Below are 20383 nucleotides of genomic sequence, written 5' to 3' on the forward strand. Positions count from 1 at the left end.
TTCGGGAGGAAGCGCGGCGTCAGACGCCGAGCGGGTCGGGGTCGACGAGGTCGACCGCGGTGTCGTAGCGGTAGAGCTTCGGCGGCCGGTGGGCCGTGCCGGTGAGACGCTCGCCGGTGTCGACGACGGAGTCGCTCGACTCGACCATGCGTCTGAAGTTCGCCGGGTCGAGCGACCGCCCCAGCACCGCCTCGTGCACCTCTCGCAATTGCGCGAGCGTGAACGTCTCGCCGACGAAGGCATGGGCGATGCGGCTGTACTCGATCTTCGTGCGCAGCCGCCAGAGCGCGTAGTCGACGATGGTGCGGTGGTCGAAGGCCAGCTTCGGCAGCGCGTCGGCGTCGAACCAGCACACGTTCGGGTCGCCCGTCACGAGCGACGGGGCGGGCGATGCGACGGCGAGCGCAGGATCCGACGACGCAGGAGGCGAGGCAGCCACGCCCTGCGACACCAGCGCCCAGTACACGATCGACACGACCCGCTCGTCCGCACCCCTCCCCCGCGCCCCGAACGCGTACAGCTGTTCGAGATAGCTGGGCGACAGCCCCGTGGTCTCGTAGAGGTGGCGGCGAGCGGCCTCGGCGAGGTCCTCGGCCGCGCCGAGCGGCCCTCCGGGCAGGGCCCACTGGCCGCGGTAGGGGTCGCGGATGCGGCGCACGAGCGGGATGTGCAGCGCCATGCGGGCGGTGACTTCGGAGGGCATCAGCGAGAAGATCACGGTCGACACGGCGAGCGTCGGCGACCCCTGCGGTGTGGCTTCGGCGTGCTGTTGCGACATGGTGTCGGCTCTCGTCGTGCGGCCGAGGAGGCGCCGCGAGGTTAAGGTCAACACGACCCTATCACTTAAAGTCGTAATCACCTAATGCCACCCCGATCAGGCTTCGGTCTAGGGTCGAGCGCATGTCCCTGCCCCTCGCGGTCGTCCGCTCGCTGCTTCGCCTCCTGCCGCGGTCGACCGACACGGCCGACTCGCTCACCAAAGCCATCTCCGACCGGAAGGGCGAGGCGCCGGTCACCGACGCCGCCCGCCGAGCAGCGCACGTGACGGAGCGCCGGGTCGAGGGCATGCGCGTCGTCCGGCTCGAACCGCGGCACGCCCACCGTGACGACTCAGAGCGTGCGGTGCCTCGCGCGCACCTGATCTACACCCACGGCGGGTGCTACACCTTCCCGATCCGGGGCCTGCATTGGGACCTCCTGGCCAGGCTCGTCGAGGGAGCGCACGTCAGCATCGACGTTCCGCTCTACGGGCTCGCCCCCGAGCACATTGCGGCCACCGAGTATCCGGCGCTCGAGGCCGTCTATCGGCAGGCGATCGCCGAGCACCCCGGCCGCGTGTTCTTGGGCGGCGACTCGGCGGGCGGTGGCCTGGCACTCGGCCAGGCGATCGCGTATCGCGGTGCGGGGCTGGAGGCGCCCCGTGGCATCCTGCTCCTCTCGCCCTGGGTCGACGTGACGATGACGAACCCCGGCATCGCCCGGCTCGAGCCGCGCGACCACCTGATCGCGCCGCTCGGCCTCGTCGAGGCCGGGCGGCTCTGGGCGGGTGATCTGGACGTGCGCGACCCGCGCGTCAGCCCGCTCTACGGCGACCTCGCCGGGCTCGCGCCCGTGCACATCTACCAGGGCGACCGCGACATCCTCGCGGCTGACGCGTACGAGGTGACCCGTCGCCTCCTGCGGGCGGGGACGCCCGCAGAGCTGCGGATCACGCGCGGCGGCTTCCACGTCTTCCCCGCGGTCGGCGTGCTGCCCGAGGCCCGCCTCGCCGTGTCGCGCATGGTCGACGTGCTGCGGGCCTGAGTTTTTGCGGGCCCGAAGGCCGATTGTCGGCGCCTCAGGCCCGCCCGTCGGATCCGACGACCCGACGATCAGACGGCAAGCCGACCGCCATCGACGGGCAGGATCACGCCGTGCACGTTCGATGCCGCAGCCGAGGCCAGGAAGACGACGGCGTTCGCGATCTCGGTCGGCGTGCTGACCCGGCCTGCCGGAGTCGTGGCGGCGAGCGCATCCAGCCCGTCGCCCATCCCTGCGGTGCCCTCGGTGCGGGTCGGCCCGGGGCTCACGGCGTTGACCCGTACCCCCGCTGGGGCGAACTCGGCCGCCCACGCCTTCGTCAAGAGCTGCAGCGCCGCTTTCGACGAGCCGTAGAGCGACATGCCGCTCATGCCGAAGGAGGCCACCATCGTCGAGACGTTGACGATCGCGCCGTGACCACGGTCGGCCATGGCAGGGGCCAGGGCTGCGACCAGGGTGAACGGCGCTCGCACGTTGACCGCCATCACGGCGTCGAACGTCTCGACGTCGACCTCGGCGGTCGGGCCGAACGGGAACATGCCCGCGTTGTTGACCAGCACGTCGACGTGGCCGCCGCCGAGCCGACTGGCCTCGTCGGCGAGGTGGGAGACGGCGGCCGCCTCGGCGAGGTCGACGGCCACGAAGTCGGCCGAACCGCCGGCCTCGACGATCGAACGCACGGTGGCTGCCCCGCGTTCGGCATCCCGGCCGGTGACGACGACGTGCGCGCCGCCGGCCCCGAGCTGGAGGGCGACCTCGCGGCCGATCCCGCTGGTGCCGCCCGTCACGAGTGCGGTCTGCCCTGCAAAGTCTGTCGTGGTCATGTGAAGCCTTTCGATTGGAGTGATTGCTCCAATCGTGACGACCAAAAAATGGAATGTCCACTCTAAAACCGGTATCGTGGCTGTATGCCCTCCGCGCCTCCTGCCGAACTCGTCGCCGTCGGCGGCCGCCCACTGACGGCGAAGGGCAGAGCCACCCGGCAGCGCATCGTCGAGACGGCGTCGCGACTCATGCTCGAGGTGGGTGTCGAGCGCGCCACGATCGACGACATCCAGCAGGTGGCCGGCGTCAACACCTCGCAGCTGTACCACTATTTCACCGACAAGAACGCGCTGATCCTGGCCGTCATCGACCACCAGACCCAGACGGTGCTGGACATCCATCGGTCGAGCCTCGAGCGCGTCGAAGGCTTCGACGGCCTGGTCGCGTGGCGCAACATGATCGTCGACGTCCTTCAGGCGCAGCAGTGCGTCGGCGGCTGCCCCATCGGCAGTCTCGCGAGCGACCTGGTCGAGACCGACCTCGTGGCGCGAAAGGCGCTGCAGGGATCGTTCGCGGCGTGGGAGGGCCTTCTCCGAGACGGGCTGTCGACCATGCGCGACCGCGGCATCCTGCCGCCGGGTCTCGACGTCGAGCGCTCGGCGCTCGCTCTGCTCGCGGCAGTCCAGGGCGGGCTCCTCCTCAGCCAGACCCGCCGCGACACGATCGCCCTCGAGGCCGCGCTCGACGCCGCCATCGACCACCTGCGGTCGCTGTCGGCCTCGGCCCGCTCACGCGAGGCCCAGCCGTGAGGTCAGACCGCCCGGTGAGGCGGCTCGTCCCTCTCTTTGGCCTCGGGGTCGGGGTCGTGGCCGGCCCCGGTGATCTCGTCGGGGTCGTGGTGGTAGGCGGCCACGACCATCGCGTTGACGGTGGCGATGAACGGGACGGCGAAGAAGGCGCCGGCGATCCCGGCGAGCGTCGTGCCGGCGGTCACGCCGAGGACGACGCCCAGCGGGTGCACCTTCACGGCCGACCCGGTCAGCAGCGGGTGCAGCACGTGGCTCTCGATCTGTTGCACGAGCAGGACGATGCCCAGCATGATCAGCGCGTGCAGCCAGCCGTTGAAGACGAGGGCGATGCCGACCGCGGCGATTCCGCCGACGATCGCGCCGACGACGGGCACGAAGGCGCCGAAGAAGACGATCACTGCCACCGGCACTGCCAGCGGCACGCCCAGGATGAAGGCGCCCAGCCCGATGCCGACGGCGTCGGTCGCCGCCACGACCAGCTGCACGCGGATGAAGGCCGTGAGGGTGCGCCAGCCGGCGTCACCGGCGGCGTGGATGCGACCACTGGCACGGCGAGGGAAGAGGCCCGTGACCCACTGGAAGATGCGGCCGCCGTCGATGAGCGTGAACAGCAGCACGAAGAACGCGATGAAGACGCCCTCGAGGATGTGGATGGCCGAGGTGCCGGCGGCGGCGGCCCCCGCCCCGAGTTTGGACGCGTTCTTCGTGAGGAACGACTCGATGTCTTTGACGTAGCCGTTGACCTTGTCGTCGGTCAGACCGAACGGGTGCGTCGCCAAGAGCGACTCCGCCGACTTCACCGACGCGGTGATCTGCTTCTCGAGCGCCGGCAGCTCGGAGATGACCTGCTGCGTGACGAGCAGGCCGAGGCCGGCGATCACGACGACCACGACGAGAAGCGAGATCACGATCGACAGCCACTTGGGCACGTGATGGCGACGCAGGAGAGACTCCAGCGGCATGAGGAGCGCCGCCAGGATGAGCCCGATGAGGAAGGGGATGACGATCTCGGACAGCTCGTAGACGAGCACTCCCACGAGCGCGAGCCCCGCTGCGATGATGAGGATTCGGGCGGTGAAGCCCGCCCCGATCGTGAGCCCCTTCGGAATCGGATCCGACGCGGGGGTCGGAACGCGCGGCGCGCTCGGGGCTTTTCGGAGAAAACTCATAGCGTGACCGTAGCCGGTCACCGCCCCACCCGCCGGGAGCCACTCGGATCATGCGCTCAGTGGCTTTTCGCTCAGTGGCTTGTCGCTCAGCGGCTCTTCGCTCGGCCGCGACGCCTTCCTGTCGCTGAGGAGGCGATGGCGCCGCTCGATGGACCGACCCCAGCTCGTCGCAGCCAGGATCAGGGCGATGCCGCAGTAGCCGACGGCGGCGACGTGGTCGTGCGCGATCACGATTCCGCCGATGGCGGCCCACACGGGCTCGGTGCCGAGCAGCAGACCGACGCGCGACGGCGACGTGCGACGCACCGCCCAGGTCTGCACGAAGAACGCGAAGACCGTGCACACCACAACGAGATACAGGAAGAGCAGCGCGCGGCCCGGGTCGAGGCGCACGACGTAGCTCGGGATCGACTCGCCCGTGAAGACGGAGATCACGGTGAAGACGGCTGCGCAGGTCGCTAGTTGCACGGCGGTGAGGTGAAGCGTGTCCATCGGCCTGGCCATCGTGATCCTGTGCGTCGACGTGACGTAGACGGCCCGCGCGAGGGCCGCGCCGAGGACGAGCAGGTCGCCGAGCGAGGGCGGGCGGACACCGCCGTCGCCGGCGAGCAGCACGACCCCGAGGACGGCGACCCCCGCTGCGGAGAAGAATCTGCCGGGCAGGTGACGGCCCGAGACGACGGAGTCGAGGAGCGGGGTGAACACGATCGTCAGGCTGATGATGAGACCGGCGTTCGTCGCCGAGGTGTGAGCTATGCCGAACGTCTCGAACGCGAACACCGCGCTCAGCAGCAGACCGAGCAGCGCGCCGGCGCGCACCTCCGCGAGCGTCACGCGCTGCCGCCGGACGCCCACGACGCCGGCCATGATCGCGGCCGCCAGCAGCATCCGCAGCGCGAGCAGTGCGACGACCGAACTCGGCGTGACCAGCTCCTTGGCCACGAGGTAGGTCGACCCCCACGAGACGGCGACGACGAGCAGGAGAAGGTCGACGCGGAATCGTGAGCGAGAGGCAGCCATGGCTTCATGGTCGTTCGGCCCGACTCGTAAGACAAGACACGAATTTGCACCGCGTTGGTTTAGTGTCAGCTTATGGAACAGGGTCAGCTCCGCGCTCTCCGAGAGCTCGGCGATCGGGGCAGCATCGCCGCTGTGGCCCTCGCGCTGCGGGTCACCCCGTCGTCCGTCTCGCAGCAGATCAGCGCTCTCCAGCGCCGATCATCCGTCCCCCTGACCGTCAAGGACGGGCGTCGGCTGACGCTGACCGATGCCGGCCGAGTGCTGGCGCGCGCCGCGATCGACGTCGAGGTGGCGTTCGAACGGGCCGAGCAGGCGGTGGCGCGATTCCAGAGCGAGCCTGCCGGCACGGTGACGGTGGCCGCCTTCAACAGCGCGGCCCTGTCGATCTTCGGCCCCCTGATCATCGGGCTGAGCGGCCCCGATCAGCCGCGGGTCGGCCTCAGCGATCAGGACGTGGCCCAGGAGGGCTTCCCGTCGCTCACGGCCGATCACGACCTCGTGATCGCGCACCGCCTGGTGGGAAGCGCGCCGTGGCCGGCCACGGTGCGAGTCGAACCGCTGCTGTTCGAACCCCTCGATCTCGTCGTCCGGCGCGATCATCGGCTTGCGGCGATGGAGACGATCGAGCCGGCGGATCTCGACGGCGAGGCCTGGGTGGCCGTGCACGAGGGATTCCCGCTCGAGAGCGCGATCGCGGCGATCGCCGGCATCGGAGGGAGAGACGCGCGCATCCTGCATCGGATCAACGAGTTCTTCGTCGCCGCCCGAGTCGTCGAGGCGAGCGGCTGCATCGCGTTGATGCCGCGCTACACGAGCGACCTCCGCCACCACCCCGATCTCGTCCTCCGGCCCCTGTCGCCCTCGGGGCTCGGGCGCCACATCGACTGCCTCGCTCGGCCGGAGACGCTCGAGCGCGCCGCCGTGCGCACGGTGCTCGAGCGGCTGCGCACCATCGCGAGCGGCCTCGCCGAGGCGTGAAGATGCGGCCGCGAGGCTCAGATGGCCCCGAGGTTCGCCGTCGGCGTCGCCTCGGTGCAGTCGGACCGGATCAGCCCCCGCTTCCGCAGCTCGGGCGCGAGCCCTGACGCGATCTCGTCGACGTAGCGCCTCGAGTGGGTGCGCTGCGACTCGCCGCGGGGTGCCCTCCGCCCACGGCGACTTCCAGGCAGGCACTTCGAACGGGGTGAGCCAGGCGAGGTGAAACGGATCTGCACTCATCACGGGCGACTCTACGAACGGCGTGAATCGTCGACGAGCACCCGGTGTAAAGCGGTGGTGACGCCTCGAGGTGCGGGCCGCAGGATCCGGTCGCCTGCGTGATAACGCGGCTCGCGGCCCGCTCCCGGGCCCCGGCGCCGTGATCTCGCGGCCCGCTCCCGGGCCCCGGCGCCGTGATAACGCCGCGCCCTCGACGATAAACTGACGCTCCCACCACCGACCGGAGGATTTTGTGCCTGCAGCCCCGCTTCGACCGGATGCGCGCCGCCGGCTCGCCGTGCTCGGCTCCCCCATCGGGCACTCCCTCTCGCCGCGGCTGCAGGGCATCGCGTACGACCGGCTCGGGCTGCCCTTCGACTACGGCCTGGCCGAGGTCGCCTCGGGTGCCCTCGCTCCGTTCGTCGACTCGCTCGACGAGTCGTGGCGGGGGCTCAGCCTCACCATGCCACTCAAGCGCGAGGTCGTCCCGCTGCTCGACGAGGCCTCTCCGCTCGTGCGGAAGCTCGGCGTCGCGAACACGGTCGTCCTGTCGCAGGTCGACGGCTCCCGGCACCTGGCCGGTCACAACACGGACGTCGACGGCATCACTCGCGCCGTGTCGTCGCGCCTGGCCGACGTGAACGATCTCCGCGGCGACGAGACGATCATCGTCGGCGGGGGCGCGACCGCCGCATCGGCCCTCGCGGCCGTCGCCGAGCTCGGCGTGGGGCGCGTGCGCCTGTACCTGCGCGACGTCACCAAGGCGTCCGAGTTGAGCGGCCTGGCATCCTCGCTCGGCGTCGCCCTCGAAGCGCTTCCCCTCGACCGCCTGGCCGATGCGGGCCCGGCCGACCTCGCCGTCAGCACGCTGCCCGGCGGCGCGGCCGACGACCTGCCGCTCACCCCGTCGGGCCCCGGCGCCGTGCTGCTCGACGTCGCCTACGACCCGTGGCCGAGCGCCCTCGCCACCCGCTGGGCCGACGCCGGAGGGCTCATCGTCTCGGGGCTCGACATGCTCATCGAGCAGGCCGTCGGGCAGATCCGGCTCTTCGCCGGGCTGCCGCAGACTGTCTCGGTGCCCGACGAGGACGCCATCCGCCGCGACATGCGCGCCGCCGTCGGCGTGCCTCCGGTGCCGGTGCCGGTCCGTGTGCCGGTCTCGCTCCCGGTCCCGGGCGAGGTCGTGCGATGACCGACACGATCCGGCCCGTCACGCTGCGCGGGCTCGAACTCGGCACCGGCCGCCCCAAGATCTGCGTGCCACTGGTCGCGTCGACCGTCGACGACCTGCGCCAGACCGTCGCCGGGCTGCCCGAGGGGGCCTTCGACCTCGTCGAGCTGCGCATCGACCACTTCGTCGACGTCGACGACCTCGACGCCGTTCGCATCGCCATCTACGCCGTCCGCGAGGGCGTGGGCGAAAACGTGCCGATCCTCTTCACCTTCCGGTCGCGACCCGAGGGCGGCAGCCGCGACATCGAGCCCCGCCACTACCGCGACCTCCTCGCCTCGGCCGTGGCCACCGGGCAGGTGGACGCCATCGACGTCGAGATGTTCACCGAGCTCGGCATGCTCGAGCAGATCGTCAACGGCGCCCACGAGCACGACGTGTCGGTCGTCATGTCGTCGCACGACTTCGAGAAGACCCCCGACCACGACCAGTTGATCGCCCGCCTCGCCCTCCAGCAAGACCTGGGGGCCGACGTGCTGAAGCTCGCGGTGATGCCGCAGAGCCCCGCCGACGTGCTGACCCTGCTGACGGTGACCGAGGAGTTCGTGCGCGAGCAGGCGCACCGGCCCGTCATCACGATGTCGATGGCCGCGCTCGGCGTGGTGACGCGCCTGGCCGGCGAGACGTTCGGATCCTGCCTCACCTTCGGGTCGTCGGGCGCGGCCAGCGCGCCCGGGCAGGTGGAGGCGTGCGAGCTGCGCGGCATCCTCGACCTCGTGCACGGCAGCCTCGATGACGAAGGTCTCGGCAGCGGCAGGGGCCCCGCCGATCGACGCAGCCCGGCTGCGGCAGCCGCCGAAGGCGAGCCCGGCACCGGCCGCGACGACATCGCCGCCCGGCGCGACATCGCGGGCCGAGACCGCAACGACTCGTTCGGGCGACCCGCGGCAGCACCCGCCGAAGGCTGAGCATGTCGCACGAACACGGCACCCCCTCGTCGAGCCCCGGGAGGCTCGCCACAGCCCTCGCCATCACGTCGCTGATCCTGGTCGCCGAGATCGTCGGCTCGGTGCTCACCGGCAGCCTTGCGCTGCTCGTCGATGCGGGCCACATGCTCACCGACGTCGCGGGCCTCACGACCGCCCTCGTCGCGGCCTGGTTGATCACCCGGCCGGCGACGTCGTCGCGTACCTGGGGTACCGACGGGCCGAAGTGCTGGCCGCGCTCGGGCAGTCGGCGGTGCTCCTTGCCGTGGGCATCTACGCGTTCGTCGAGGGCGTGCAGCGCCTGTTCGCGCCGCCGTCGGTGCCGTCGGGCTCCCTGTTGCTGTTCGGCGCCATCGGCCTGGCCGGCAACATCGCCTCCATCGTCGTGCTCGCCTCGGCGCGCAACTCGACGATGAACCTCCGCGCCGCCTTCCTCGAGGTGGTGAACGACGCGCTCGGCTCCGTCGCCGTGATCGTCGCGGCCGTCGTCATCGCCCTCACCGGCTGGGCGCAGGCCGACGCCGTGGCCGGCATGCTCGTCGCCGTCCTGATCGTGCCCCGCACCGTCCTGCTGCTGCGTGAGACGACCGGCGTGCTGCTCGAGTCCACGCCCCGGGGGCTCGATCTCGACGACGTCCGCCGGCACATGCTCGAACTCCCCCACGTCCGGGCCGTGCACGACCTGCACGCGTCGCAGATCGCGACCGGCCTGCCGATCCTGTCGGCCCACGTCGTCGTCTCGCAGGGCTGCTTCGAAGACGGGCACGCGCCGCGTATCCTCGACGACCTGCAGGCCTGCGTGCTCGAGCACTTCAGCATCGCGATCGAGCACTCCACCTTCCAGCTCGAGCCCGAGCAGCACGCCGCGCACGAGCACATCGACCACGCCTGACCGGCGCGCCGCCCCGCCCCTCCCCGCCCCTCTGCTCCCGTCGCCCCGCCCCACCCGTCGCCCCGCCCCACCCGGCGGCTCCGCTTCCCGCCCGGCCGCTCCGCTTCCCGCCCGGCCGCTCCGCTTCCCGCCCCGTCGTCGTCCCGCTCCGCCTCCGGGCCGCCCGGCCCGCTCCCGACGTTGGCAAAACCGGAGATTCCAGGGCAGCGCCTTCGGGGCTTCCACCCCCAGGTCTCCGCCGCGTGAATACTCCGGTTTTGCCAACAAGACTGCCCAGGCGCAACACGCTCGTCCGCCCCACGCCACCCGCCACCCGCCGCACGCCACCCGCGCCACGGCGCCCCGCCCTTGCCTCCGGTGTGGCGCAGCCCCCGGGCCCGCCTGGGCGCGCCCTGTTGGAGAAATCGGACTCTCTGCCCGACCGCTGCCAACTATCGCCGCACGGGCTTCGCGCAGAGGGGTTTCTCCGGTTTTGCCGACCGGAGCGACCACCGCGCACGCAGAATGCCCCCGCCCACGGTCTGGAGCGCCGGGACGAGAGCCGTCGGCCTCGGGAGGGAGGACGAGCCCGCGGGCTCAGCCCATGTCGCGCTGGCTGTCGCGCAGCAGCTGGTGCTTGAGCGCCGGGGCGAGGTCGTCGATGATCGAGGCGGTGTACGTACGGCTGAGCGACTGGTTGTGGATCAGGAAGCTGTCGCCGCCGACCTCGGCCATGATCGCCTCCATCTCGTCGGCCACCGACTCGGCCATGCCGATGAGCGGTACCGACGAGGTGCGCCCACCCGACGCGGCTTCGCGGATCGTCCTATCGCCCCAGGCACCCTTCGTGTTCTCGAGGGTCGACTGGTGCCCGTTGGTCGACACGCCGGTGGGCAGCTGCTGGTCGAGGTCGAACTGCGACCTGTCGATCTCCTGCGTCGCTTCGACGTGCGACATCGAGATCTCGAAGTTCGTCCCGCCCCGAGCGTTCCAGGCCTCCGACATCTCCTGGGCGTGCCCTATCGTGTCGGCGATCAGCGGCAGGATCACGAAGAACACCTTGATCTCGTCGGGGTCGCGCCCGAATCCCTCGGCACGGCGGCGAATGTCGTCGCGGAACTCCTTCATGCCCGCGGCCCCATTGGGGATGTCCAGGATCAGGTCGGTGTGCTCGGCCGCGAAGTCCCGGCCCGCAGGCGACCCGTCGGCCTGGCAGTAGGCCGGGTAGTGCTATGGCGAGCGCGGCACGTTGAGCGGCCCGCGAGTCTTGTAGAACTCGCCCTCGAAGTCGGCGCGGTGCACCTTGGTGTAGTCGGCGTAGTAGCCGGTCTCGGGGTCGGCGACGATGGCATCCTCCTCTCACGAGTCCAGAGGGCTTCGGCCGCCTCCGTGAACTCGTTCGCCATCTCGTGGCGGAGGTCGTGCTCGGGCAGCTTGTCCATGCCGAAGTTCTGGGATGCACGGTCTTCTGACGAGGTGACCATGTTCCAGCCGATGCGGCCGCGGGTGAGGTGGTCGAGCGTGGCCAACTGGCGGGCCGGCCGGTACGGGTTGTCGAACGTCGTCGACGCCGTGCAGATGATGCCGATGTGCTCGGTGGCGTGGGCCAGCGTCGACGCGGCGACCACCGGGTCGAGCTTCGGAGCGTAGCGCCCGTGCTTCAGGGCGATCTCGCTGTTGCCCCTGATCTGTCAGGACGAGCAGCTGACGCGGGTGCCGACGTGGCGCTGACGGATGACGAGCACCCCGATCGCAAGCTGCACGAGCGCCTGGCGGATGCTGACGCGAGGCAGATCGAACCTCTTGACGAGCTCGTCCTCGACGAATTGCTCGCTGTTGACGAGCACCCCGGAACGGATGAGCGAGCGCACCATCTCGAAGGCGCGGCGGGTCTGGTTGTCGGGTGGTCGCCGCGAGTGGGTGGGTTTGATAGGTGAAGTGATCACGCGAGGGGCTCCGGTCCGAACGGCAGTAATCGAAATAGCTCCTGGGCAAGTTCAAGCGCGCTGGTGTTTCGCCCACTCTGACGGGCGTGTGACGTCATCGCTTCGCGTGCCTGTGACAGCCACTCGCCCACTTCTGGCGTTTCGATCGGTACTTTTGATTGACAGTCGTCAGAAGTCTGACCAAGATCGAATCAGACGACGGCCGGCACAGTGCAGTGCCGGGCAAGCCGGCGCCTGCTATCAAGGAGAACCATGCCGAGCGACTCGCCGACCACTCCCTCCGCCCTGCGAGTGGCCATCATCGGCACGGGAATGATCGGCGCAGTGCATCGGCGGGCCGCTCGAGACGCAGGATCCGTCGTCTCCGGCGTGCTCGCATCCTCGCCCGAGAAATCGCTCGAGTTCGCTGCCGCCTGGGGTGTCCCTTCCGGCTACGCGTCGCTCGACCAGTTGCTCGCCGATCGCCCGGACGTCGTGCAGATCTGCACCCCGAACGCGACGCATCACGCGTACGCGCTGGCCGTGATCCGCGCCGGAATCCACGTCGTCTGCGAGAAGCCGCTGGCGCTCGGCGCGGCCGAGGCCCTCGAGCTCGCCTCGGCAGCCCGGGCCGCCGGGGTCGTGGCGACCGTGCCGTTCGCCTACCGCTATCACCCGCTCGTGCGCGAGCTGCGGGCCCGCCGACAGGCCGGCGAATTCGGCGAGGTCGTGCTCGTGCACGGCTCGTACCTGCAGGACTGGCTGCTCGACCCGTCGTCGTCGTCGTGGCGAGTGGATTCCGCGGCCGGCGGCACGTCGCGCGCCTTCGCCGACATCGGATCGCACTGGTGCGACCTCGCCGAGTTCATTTCGGGCGAGCGGTTCGAAAGCGTCTCGGCGGTGATGACGACTGTCTATCCGACCCGGCCCCGGCCGATGGGCCCGTCGTTCGGGGCGGGCGCCGGCGGGTATGCGGCATCGTCCTTCGCCGGGGCCGCGTCGTCTGCGTCTGCGTCGCACGGCGAGCCCGCATCGCACGGCGAGCCCGCATCGCACGGCGAGCGCGCGTCGCACGGCGAGCCCGATCGCATCGAGGTCACGACCGAGGACACCGCCGTCGCCACTTTCCGCACGGCCTCGGGCATCACGGCGAACACTGTGATCTCGCAGGTCTCGGCCGGGCGCAAGAACCGCCTCTGGGTCGAAATCGACGGGTCGCGCGGCAGCGCCGTCTTCGACCAGGAGAACCCCAACACCGTGTGGATCGGCACCGACGAGGGAGCGCGGCTGCTCGACCGCGCCTCGGGGGCGGTCGCGCCCGACCAGGCCCGCCTCGACCTCGTGCCCGCAGGGCACCCGCAGGGCTACCCCGACGCCTTCGCCGCTTTCCTCGCCGACACCTACGCGGCCGTTCGCGCCGCACAGGCCGGAGGCCAGCCCCCGGACGGCCTCCCGACCTTCGCCGACGGCCTCCGCGCGGCGCGGATCATCGACGCCGTAGTCGCCTCGGCCGCCTCGGCCGCCTGGACGCCCATCCCCGCCTGAGCCCCGAGCCGGTCCGGCCTCGCGACGAGCGATGCCCGCACCGCTCACGCGAAGACCTCCTGCGCCCCGCTCGGGAGGACGTCCTCCGCGGCTCACGCGCCCAGCCCTTCCGCCACCCGGCGCAGCCCGGCGGACGCTCGGCACCGCCACAGCCGTCGCCTGCCCTGCGGTCGAGGCCAGGTCGTCACGGCCGGCGGCATCGACCGTCGTGCCTCGTTCCACCGTGACAGCGGCCTGACATGCAGCTCGAGCGCCGACCGAACGGCCGCGAGGATCTTCGCCCACTCGTACCGGACCATAGAATAGCTGCCCCGCAGGACCAACCAGCCCTGCCGCACGATCGCGAGGTCCTTTCGACGGTCCGACTCGAAGCGGTCCTGATGGAACTCCCGCCCGTCGAGCTCGATCGCGACAGTGCCGTCGACCACGAGGTCGACCTTGGACGCGCCCGGAACGGGGTGCTGGGTCACGATCGTGTGACCCTCGCGGAGGAGACGAACGCGACCGACGCTCTCGATGACGCTGTCGGATCCTGCGTCGCCCCATTCTGCGATCCCCCGCCGATCGAGAGGGAGGAGTGCTGCCACCTCGTCGAGGGCGCTCTCGCTGAACCACTCGCACGCCAGCGCCCAATCCCAGAGAGCCACCGCCGACTCGAAGTCGACCTCGGCGAGGGCCCGCACGAGTGCGTCGCGCGGATCGACCACGCTGGCAGTGCCGCGGCGCTCGACCCGCGGCGGGTCGTAGGCGACGACGGCCTTCCGGTCGACTGTCAGGCGCGACGAGTGGGCCGGCACAGACACCGAGAAAGTCGACGCGCGATTCCAGGTCCACGCCCCGAAGATTTCGAGAGCGGCCTGGCCGGTGAGGCGCCCACCGGCGCGAGCGGCTCGAAAACGCAAGTCGTCGGGCGAGAAGGTCGAATACCACCCCCGCCGGGGTCTCCGCACTTCGCCCTCTCGTACGGCTCGCGTGAGGTCGCGGTCGCCGGCCCCTCGGGCGACGAGATCGCGCTTGTGCAGCAGCCCGCCTGCCTCGGCAACCCACTCGTGAATGCTGGTCATGGCGACAAGGATCGCTGGATTCGCGGTGCGGCGAGGGCCACTTCGGCAATCTGTGGAGAACTCGCTACGCGAGGCGGCATGTGGAGGACAGGACGCGCGCGGAGCGCGACCGCGGTCGCTCCACGCGTCGGCAAAACCGGAGTTCGGGCGGCGCGCGTCGCGCGCGGGCCGCCGCCCGGCGCCGCCACCCCCGAACTCCTCTTTTGCCAGCAGAGGGGCCCGCCCGGGCACGAGGGTTCGCCAGCAGAGGGGCCCGCCCGGCGGCCCGCGCCGGCGCGGGAGCCACCTCCGGCCGCCCCTCTCACGGGAGAGCTGCACACCCCGAAGCACCCTCCTCCGCGCCGCAGTGCGGCCCGCCCTGACGGCACAACAGGAGTTCGCGCCCCGCGCGGCTGGGGCCGCCAGCGAAGCGAGCGGCGCCCCGCGCGAACTCCTGTTTTGCCGACAGGGGCAGGACCAAAAGCGGCAGCCCCGGCGGCACGGTAGCGTCGAGGGTGTTCGAAGGAGAGCCCATGACCCGCACCGCCCTGACCACCCTCGGCCTCCTGCCGGAGGGCGCCTCGCTCGAGATGCTGTCGCAGATCTCGACCTGGGCCGAAGGCCCCGTCTGGCTGCCCGACCGCCAGTCCCTCCGCTGGAGCGACATCAAGGGCGACCGCATCCTCGAGTGGTCGTGGGCCAGCCGCGAGACGACCATTTACAAAAGCGGCGTGGAGTTCACGAACGGCCGCATCCTCGACCACGACGGCAGCGTGCTGCAGTGCTCGCACGGCCGTCGCCGGGTCGAGCGAGACCGCGACGGAGTAGTCACGCCGGTCGTCGAGCAATGGCAGGGCCACCGCTTCAACTCGCCCAACGACATCGTGGTGGCGCGAGACGGCGCGATCTGGTTCACCGACCCCGACTACGGCATCACGCAGCCGCTCGAGGGCCACCCCGGCGAGCTCGAGTACGGCGATCACTGGGTGTTCCGAGTGGCCCGGCCTGCACCGGGCGCGGCGTCCGAGGCGGTGCCGATCGTGCGCGACGCGGTTCGCCCCAACGGTCTCGCCTTCTCACCCGACGAGAGCGTGCTCTACGTCGTCGACTCCGACGGCCACGAGCGCCTGATCCGGGCCTACGACGTCGCACCGGGTCGGGGCGAGACCGCCGAGACCCCGGTGGCCACCGGCTGCCGCGTCTTCGCGACTCCTCGCCCCGGCGGCCCGGACGGGATCCGCGTCGACGAGCGCGGCAACGTGTGGTCGTCGTGCGGGGGCGGCGTCGTCGTCTACTCGCCCCAGGGCGACGAGCTCGGCCGCATCGAGGTTCCCGAGGTCACAGCGAACCTGTGCTTCGGCGGCCCCGACGGGACGACGCTCTTCGTCACGGCAACGACCGGCCTCTACCGCATCGAGACTCTCACCCGCGACGCGCACCTGCCCCGCTGACCGCGCGGCCGAGGGCTTCGGCCCAGGGCCGAGCAAGAACACGCACAGCGAAAGTACGCGCGCACGGCAAAGCGCCCGTCGCCGGTGAGGGCGACGGGCGCAGGATCCTGACGTGGCAGGAACGCGACAACCTAGAAGACGAGGAGGCCTTGGGTCTTGGAGGCTGCTGCGGTGTAGCGGGCCTGGACGTTGTCCCAGTTGACGATGTTCCAGAACGCCTTGACGTAGTCGGCGCGGACGTTCTTGTAGTCGAGGTAGTAGGCGTGCTCCCAGACGTCGAGCATCAAAAGCGGCACGAGGCCGAAGGGGACGTTGCCCTGCTGGTCGAAGAGCTGGAAGATGCTGAGCTTCTGGCCGAGGACGTCGTACGCGAGCACGCTCCAGCCGGAGCCCTGCACGCCGAGAGCGGTGGCGGTGAAGTGCGCGGTGAACTTGTCGAACGACCCGAACTGGTCGTCGATCGCCGAGGCGAGGTCGCCGGTGGGCTTGTCGCCGCCGTCGGGCGAGAGGTTCGTCCAGAAGATCGAGTGGTTGACGTGGCCGCCGAGGTTGAAGGCCAGGTCTTTCTCGAGCTTGTTGACGCCTCCGAGGTTGCCCGACTCGCGGGCCTCGGCGAGCTGCGCGTTCGCGGTGTTCGCACCGGTGACGTAGGTCTGGTGGTGCTTGTCGTGGTGCAGCTCCATGATCTGAGCCGAAATGTGCGGAGCAAGAGCCGCATAGTCGTACGGAAGGTCGGGCAGGGTGTATTCAGCCACGGTTGTCGCTTTCTCTCGATTGTGATTCCAGCCTAGGATCTCAAGTGCGCTTGAGGTCAAGCGATGTCCAGCATTCATGCGGATTCACAAAGGATTCACTAGGCAATTGGACGACAGGTGACGAAAAGCAGCCAAGACACCCTCACCATCGGCGAGGTCGCCCGGCGCTCGGGCGCCACTGTTGCGACCATACGCTTCTACGAGCAGAAGGGGCTCGTGCACTCCACCCGCACGGTGGGCGGCAGCCGCCTGTTCGCCCGCCACGCCCTTCGTCGCGTGTCGATGGTGCGTCTCGGCGCGCAGCTCGGAATCCCCCTCGCCGACATCGCGATCGCCTTCGAGGCGCTGCCGACCGACCGGCCGCCGTCCAGAGCCGACTGGCAGACGATCTCGACCGCCTGGAACGCGACGGTCGAGAGCAGGATCGACGAGTTGGCCAGGATGCGCGAGAAGCTCACCGACTGCATCGGCTGCGGCTGCCTCTCGCTCGGCACCTGCTCGCTGTTGAACCCCGACGACACACTCGCGGTCCAGGGAGCGGGCCCGCAGCGGGTCCAGCCGGGTCGACCGCTAGCCTGAGTACATGTCAGGACAAGCGACCCCCGACGACGAGATCACCTTCCGCACGCGCAAGTGGGTCCGCCCCGAAGACCTCAATGCGAACGGATCGCTCTTCGGAGGGTCTCTGCTGCGCTGGATCGACGAGGAGGCGGCCATCTACGCGATCCTGCAGCTCGGAAACGGCTTCGTCGTGACCAAGTACATGTCGGAGATCAACTTCGTCTCGAGCGCCAAGCAGGGCGACCTGATCGAGATGGGTCTGCGCGCGACGAACTTCGGCCGCACCTCGCTGTCGATGCGGGCCGAGGTGCGGAACATGGTGACGCGCCAGAGCATCCTGACCGTCGACAAGATCGTGATGGTCAACCTGTCGCCGGAGGGCGTGCCCCTGCCGCACGGGTACACGACGATCACGTACGACCGCGACCGCATCCCCGACACCATGAGGTGACACCGAGCCAAGCCGGATACAGTTCGTTCGACCGCCCCCGTCTGCAGAGGAAGCCTGATGTCCGTCGTCAAGATCAATGCCATCCACGTCCCCGAGGGCCACGGAGCCGAGCTCGAGAAGCGCTTCGCGGCGCGCAAGCACTCCGTCGACGGCTCGAAGGGCTTCGAGGGCTTCCAGTTGCTGCGCCCGGTGAAGGGCGACGACCGCTACTTCGTCGTGACCACGTGGGACACCGAAGAGAGCTTCCAGGACTGGGCCGCGAACGGCGCGAAAGCCGCCCACGGCCACGGCGCGCCCACCGGCGGCGCTCACGCGGCCGCCACTCCGGCCGACGGCGCCCACCACGGTGGCGAGGGCGCCCAGGGCCCCGTCGCGACTGGCGCCGACCTCCTCGAGTTCGAGGTCGTCGAGCTCTAGCTCCGTCCCGGCACACACACCCGAAGTAGTCTTGCACCGTGAGTGATCGCGGCGAATTCCTGGCGGCTCTGTCGACGCTCTCGCAGGCGGCGGCACCCCGCGCCGACCTGTGCGGGCCCTTTCTCCGGGCCCTGCCGGTCGCCGGTGCGTCCGTCTCGACCCTGGGCGACCCGCTCGGCAGCGCTACGGTGTGTTCGAGCGACGAACGTGCCGCGCGCCTCGACGAGATCCAGATCGACCTCGGCGAGGGCCCCTGCTGGGACGCCCTCGTCACCGATGCGCCCGTGCTCGCGTTCGATGTCCAGACCGTCGCCAACGACCGCTGGCCGGTGGCTGCGGCGGCCCTTCGCGAGACGGGCCTCGAGGCCGTCTTCGCGTTCCCGCTCAGCTACGGCCGTCTCGGCATGGGCGCCGTCGATCTGTACGCCGACAAGCCCGTAAAGCTGTCGGACGACGAGGTCTCCGACGCCTCGACCCTCGCGAACGTGGCCGCCCGGCACGTGCTGCACCGGGCAGTCGCCGCCTTGGCCCCGAGCGCGTTCGAGGAGGTCGACCGGTACTCCCGCCGCGAGGTGCACCAGGCCTCGGGCATGGTGTCGGCGCAGCTCACGGTCGACGTCGACGACGCCCTCCTGGTGCTCCGCGGGCACGCGTTCGCCACCGACACTCCCCTCCGCGAGATCGCGGCCGACGTGGTCGCGCGGCGGCTGGACTTCAGCGAATGACTCCCCGGATGCCCGCCTTCGGCGTGCGTAGGATGCAGCAATGACCGAGTCCAGCCGAGAGGCGCAGCTGCTCGAGACGTTCGTGACCCTCGCGGACTCCCTGGTGGTGGGCTTCGACGTGCTCGACCTGCTGCAGACACTGGTCGACCGCTGCACCGTGCTCTTCCCCGCGAAGGACGCCGGCATCCTCCTGGCCTCGTCGACCGGCGAACTCGAGGTGGTCGTCTCCACCAGCGAGCGCAGTCGCCTCGTCGGCCTCCTGCAGCTCGGCGCCGACGAGGGCCCGTGCGTCGAGGCCTACACGTCGAGCAAGGTCGTCACGGTGGTCGACGCCGCCGAGATCACGAGGCGCTGGCCGACGTTCGCCGCCCGCAGCGTCGAATCCGGCTACCAATCGGTGCACGCCGTGCCGTTGCGCCTCCGCGGCACGTCGCTCGGCTCGCTCAACCTCTTCAGTGAAGTGCCCGGTGCGCTCGACGAGGGCGACACCGTCGCGATCCAGGCGCTGACCGACGTGGCGACCATCAGCATCCTGCAGGAGCGGGCGCTCCGCGAGACCTCGGTAGCCCGCGAGCAGCTGCAGCGCGCCCTCGACAGCCGGATCATCATCGAGCAGGCCAAAGGCGTCATCTCGTACACGCACGACATCGACATGGATGCCGCCTTCCGGTTGATCCGCGAGTACGCGCGGTCCAACCGCGTGCGGCTGTCCGACGTCGCCGAAGGCATCGTGCGGCGCTCGCTCACGGTCTGAAGCGCGGGCCACGAGCCCCGCACATCGACGTTCTTCGCGCAACGGGTTGCCGACGGAGGCGACCGCGTCTAGCGTTTACGAGGTCAAACGCGCCTCCCCAGCCCCGGTGGTTCCTCGTTCCCTAGTTCAGGAGGCCACGATGTCACCCCGCATCACCCCCGATCCCATCCCCGACCCGGCCGAGCCCGACCACGTCGAGAGTCTCGACATCGACGACTACCTCGACGACTCGACCGGCGACCCCGCGCTCTGACCGGCGTGGCACCATGGGTGTCATGGCTCAGATCAGCTCCGTCTGCCGTGTCGCCCAGCTGATGCCCGACTCGGGCACGGTCGGCGTCACGGCCATCGACAAACGCCCACTCGACGAACCGGTGCTCGTCAAGAAGCTCGGCCTCTACGGCGACGTCCAGGCCGACCGCACGCATCACGGCGGGACCGACAAGGCCGTCTACGCGTTCGCCGACGAAGACGCCGCTCACTTCGAAGGCCTCCTCGACCGGGTCGTCGAGCCGGGACTGTTCGGCGAGAACCTCCGCACGCAGGGTCTCGACGTCACCGGCGCCGTGATCGGCGAGCGCTGGCACGTCGGCGAGAAGCTCATCCTCGAGGTGACCATGCCGCGCACGCCGTGCGGCACCTTCGCGCGGCGCATGGGCGAGCAGCAGTGGGTCAAGCGGTTCACGGCGGAGGGCCGGCCGGGTGCCTACCTGCGGGTGGTGCGGGCCGGGGCCGTGGCCGAGGGGGACGGCATCCTGGTGTCGGATCGCCCTGCTCACGGGGTCACGATCGGCGACGTCTTCGGCGGGCTCACAGCGGCTGCGGCTCAGCGCCTCCTGGCTGGGGCGGCCGCGGGTGGGCGAGTGGCCGAGCCCGTGCTCGACGCCGCCTCGCGAGCGGCCGCGCGTCTGTCGGCCTGAGCCCGGCTCGCACTCGGCCTGCACCCGGCTCGCGCCCGGCCTGCACCT

General features: G+C 70.4%; 21 protein-coding genes and 2 pseudogenes. 14 read left to right on the plus strand and 9 right to left on the minus strand.

Annotation, left to right across the window (positions count from 1 at the left end; genetic code table 11):
* Positions 1-19 precede the first annotated feature (19 nt).
* Entirely contained in the window at positions 20-778 is a 759-nt protein-coding gene (locus tag AX769_RS20150) for an NUDIX domain-containing protein (RefSeq protein WP_066282706.1), read from the minus strand.
* Between the two features lie 122 nt (positions 779-900).
* Here AX769_RS20150 and AX769_RS20155 point away from each other — a divergent pair, with 122 nt between their 5' ends.
* Positions 901-1803: an alpha/beta hydrolase fold domain-containing protein gene (locus AX769_RS20155; RefSeq protein WP_066282709.1), complete on the plus strand. Its 903-nt coding sequence runs from the start codon at positions 901-903 to the stop codon at positions 1801-1803.
* A gap of 68 nt (positions 1804-1871) precedes the next feature.
* Here the strand turns inward: AX769_RS20155 and AX769_RS20160 are convergent, their stop codons facing one another.
* Positions 1872-2624 carry an SDR family NAD(P)-dependent oxidoreductase gene (locus tag AX769_RS20160; RefSeq protein WP_157887747.1) on the minus strand — a complete coding sequence of 251 codons (753 nt, stop codon included), beginning with the start codon at positions 2622-2624 and terminating at the stop codon, positions 1872-1874.
* Positions 2625-2708: 84 nt separating this feature from the next.
* Here AX769_RS20160 and AX769_RS20165 point away from each other — a divergent pair, with 84 nt between their 5' ends.
* Positions 2709-3374, plus strand: a complete 666-nt coding sequence (locus AX769_RS20165; RefSeq protein WP_066282711.1) for a TetR/AcrR family transcriptional regulator — start codon at positions 2709-2711, stop codon at positions 3372-3374.
* 2 nt (positions 3375-3376) lie between these two features.
* Here AX769_RS20165 and AX769_RS20170 read toward each other — a convergent pair whose 3' ends face one another.
* On the minus strand, positions 3377-4543 hold the full coding sequence (locus tag AX769_RS20170; RefSeq protein ID WP_157887748.1) for an AI-2E family transporter: 1167 nt from the start codon (positions 4541-4543) through the stop codon (positions 3377-3379).
* Positions 4544-4591: 48 nt separating this feature from the next.
* Complete coding sequence (locus tag AX769_RS20175) at positions 4592-5563, minus strand: DMT family transporter (RefSeq protein ID WP_066282720.1); 972 nt, start codon at positions 5561-5563, stop codon at positions 4592-4594.
* Between the two features lie 72 nt (positions 5564-5635).
* Here AX769_RS20175 and AX769_RS20180 point away from each other — a divergent pair, with 72 nt between their 5' ends.
* From AX769_RS20180 to AX769_RS20195, 4 genes and pseudogenes are all read left to right on the plus strand, one after another.
* Entirely contained in the window at positions 5636-6541 is a 906-nt protein-coding gene (locus AX769_RS20180) for a LysR family transcriptional regulator (RefSeq protein WP_066282722.1), read from the plus strand.
* Positions 6542-7013: 472 nt separating this feature from the next.
* Entirely contained in the window at positions 7014-7952 is a 939-nt protein-coding gene (locus AX769_RS20185) for a shikimate dehydrogenase (protein WP_082763967.1), read from the plus strand.
* Positions 7949-8899, plus strand: coding sequence for a type I 3-dehydroquinate dehydratase (gene aroD / locus AX769_RS20190; protein ID WP_082763968.1), 951 nt, complete (start codon positions 7949-7951; stop codon positions 8897-8899). The genes AX769_RS20185 and aroD overlap by 4 nt, the downstream gene beginning before the upstream one ends.
* A 2-nt stretch (positions 8900-8901) precedes the next feature.
* Positions 8902-9809 (plus strand): annotated as a pseudogene (locus tag AX769_RS20195) (cation diffusion facilitator family transporter).
* A gap of 576 nt (positions 9810-10385) precedes the next feature.
* Here AX769_RS20195 and AX769_RS25805 read toward each other — a convergent pair.
* The 3 genes and pseudogenes from AX769_RS25805 to AX769_RS20210 form a co-directional block, all read right to left on the minus strand.
* Positions 10386-10952, minus strand: a pseudogene (locus AX769_RS25805) (hypothetical protein); the annotation flags it as partial.
* Positions 10946-11416: an LLM class flavin-dependent oxidoreductase gene (locus tag AX769_RS26145; RefSeq protein WP_204249261.1), complete on the minus strand. Its 471-nt coding sequence runs from the start codon at positions 11414-11416 to the stop codon at positions 10946-10948. The gene AX769_RS26145 and the pseudogene AX769_RS25805, both read right to left, overlap by 7 nt.
* A gap of 63 nt (positions 11417-11479) precedes the next feature.
* The gene (locus AX769_RS20210; RefSeq protein ID WP_204249263.1) at positions 11480-11734 is read right to left on the minus strand and encodes a GntR family transcriptional regulator; all 255 of its coding nucleotides are present in this window, start codon (positions 11732-11734) and stop codon (positions 11480-11482) included.
* A 252-nt stretch (positions 11735-11986) separates the two neighbouring features.
* Between AX769_RS20210 and AX769_RS20215 the strand changes: the two genes are divergently transcribed.
* Positions 11987-13258 (plus strand): Gfo/Idh/MocA family protein, encoded by a 1272-nt coding sequence (locus AX769_RS20215; RefSeq protein ID WP_066282737.1) that lies wholly within the window; start codon positions 11987-11989, stop codon positions 13256-13258.
* A gap of 92 nt (positions 13259-13350) precedes the next feature.
* Here AX769_RS20215 and AX769_RS20220 read toward each other — a convergent pair whose 3' ends face one another.
* Positions 13351-14322 carry a type IV toxin-antitoxin system AbiEi family antitoxin domain-containing protein gene (locus AX769_RS20220; RefSeq protein ID WP_066282740.1) on the minus strand — a complete coding sequence of 324 codons (972 nt, stop codon included), beginning with the start codon at positions 14320-14322 and terminating at the stop codon, positions 13351-13353.
* 512 nt (positions 14323-14834) lie between these two features.
* On the opposite strand from AX769_RS20220, the gene AX769_RS20225 reads away from it, so the two are divergent.
* Positions 14835-15752: an SMP-30/gluconolactonase/LRE family protein gene (locus AX769_RS20225; protein WP_066282743.1), complete on the plus strand. Its 918-nt coding sequence runs from the start codon at positions 14835-14837 to the stop codon at positions 15750-15752.
* 131 nt (positions 15753-15883) lie between these two features.
* Here AX769_RS20225 and AX769_RS20230 read toward each other — a convergent pair whose 3' ends face one another.
* Entirely contained in the window at positions 15884-16507 is a 624-nt protein-coding gene (locus AX769_RS20230) for a superoxide dismutase (protein ID WP_066282746.1), read from the minus strand.
* A 117-nt stretch (positions 16508-16624) separates the two neighbouring features.
* Between AX769_RS20230 and soxR the strand changes: the two genes are divergently transcribed.
* The 6 genes from soxR to AX769_RS20260 all read left to right on the plus strand — a co-directional run bounded on the left by soxR (position 16625) and on the right by AX769_RS20260 (position 20335).
* Complete coding sequence (gene soxR / locus AX769_RS20235; RefSeq protein WP_066282749.1) at positions 16625-17086, plus strand: redox-sensitive transcriptional activator SoxR; 462 nt, start codon at positions 16625-16627, stop codon at positions 17084-17086.
* 4 nt (positions 17087-17090) lie between these two features.
* Positions 17091-17519 (plus strand): acyl-CoA thioesterase, encoded by a 429-nt coding sequence (locus AX769_RS20240; RefSeq protein WP_082763969.1) that lies wholly within the window; start codon positions 17091-17093, stop codon positions 17517-17519.
* A gap of 57 nt (positions 17520-17576) precedes the next feature.
* Complete coding sequence (locus tag AX769_RS20245; protein WP_066282752.1) at positions 17577-17936, plus strand: antibiotic biosynthesis monooxygenase; 360 nt, start codon at positions 17577-17579, stop codon at positions 17934-17936.
* 38 nt (positions 17937-17974) lie between these two features.
* Positions 17975-18661, plus strand: coding sequence for a GAF and ANTAR domain-containing protein (locus AX769_RS20250; protein ID WP_066282754.1), 687 nt, complete (start codon positions 17975-17977; stop codon positions 18659-18661).
* A 40-nt stretch (positions 18662-18701) separates the two neighbouring features.
* On the plus strand, positions 18702-19415 hold the full coding sequence (locus AX769_RS20255) for a GAF and ANTAR domain-containing protein (RefSeq protein WP_066282760.1): 714 nt from the start codon (positions 18702-18704) through the stop codon (positions 19413-19415).
* A 275-nt stretch (positions 19416-19690) separates the two neighbouring features.
* Positions 19691-20335, plus strand: a complete 645-nt coding sequence (locus tag AX769_RS20260) for an MOSC domain-containing protein (RefSeq protein WP_082764128.1) — start codon at positions 19691-19693, stop codon at positions 20333-20335.
* Positions 20336-20383 lie beyond the last annotated feature (48 nt).

It is taken from the genome of Frondihabitans sp. PAMC 28766 (genome assembly GCF_001577365.1).
In the GTDB taxonomy this organism is placed as follows: Bacteria; Actinomycetota; Actinomycetes; order Actinomycetales; family Microbacteriaceae; genus Frondihabitans.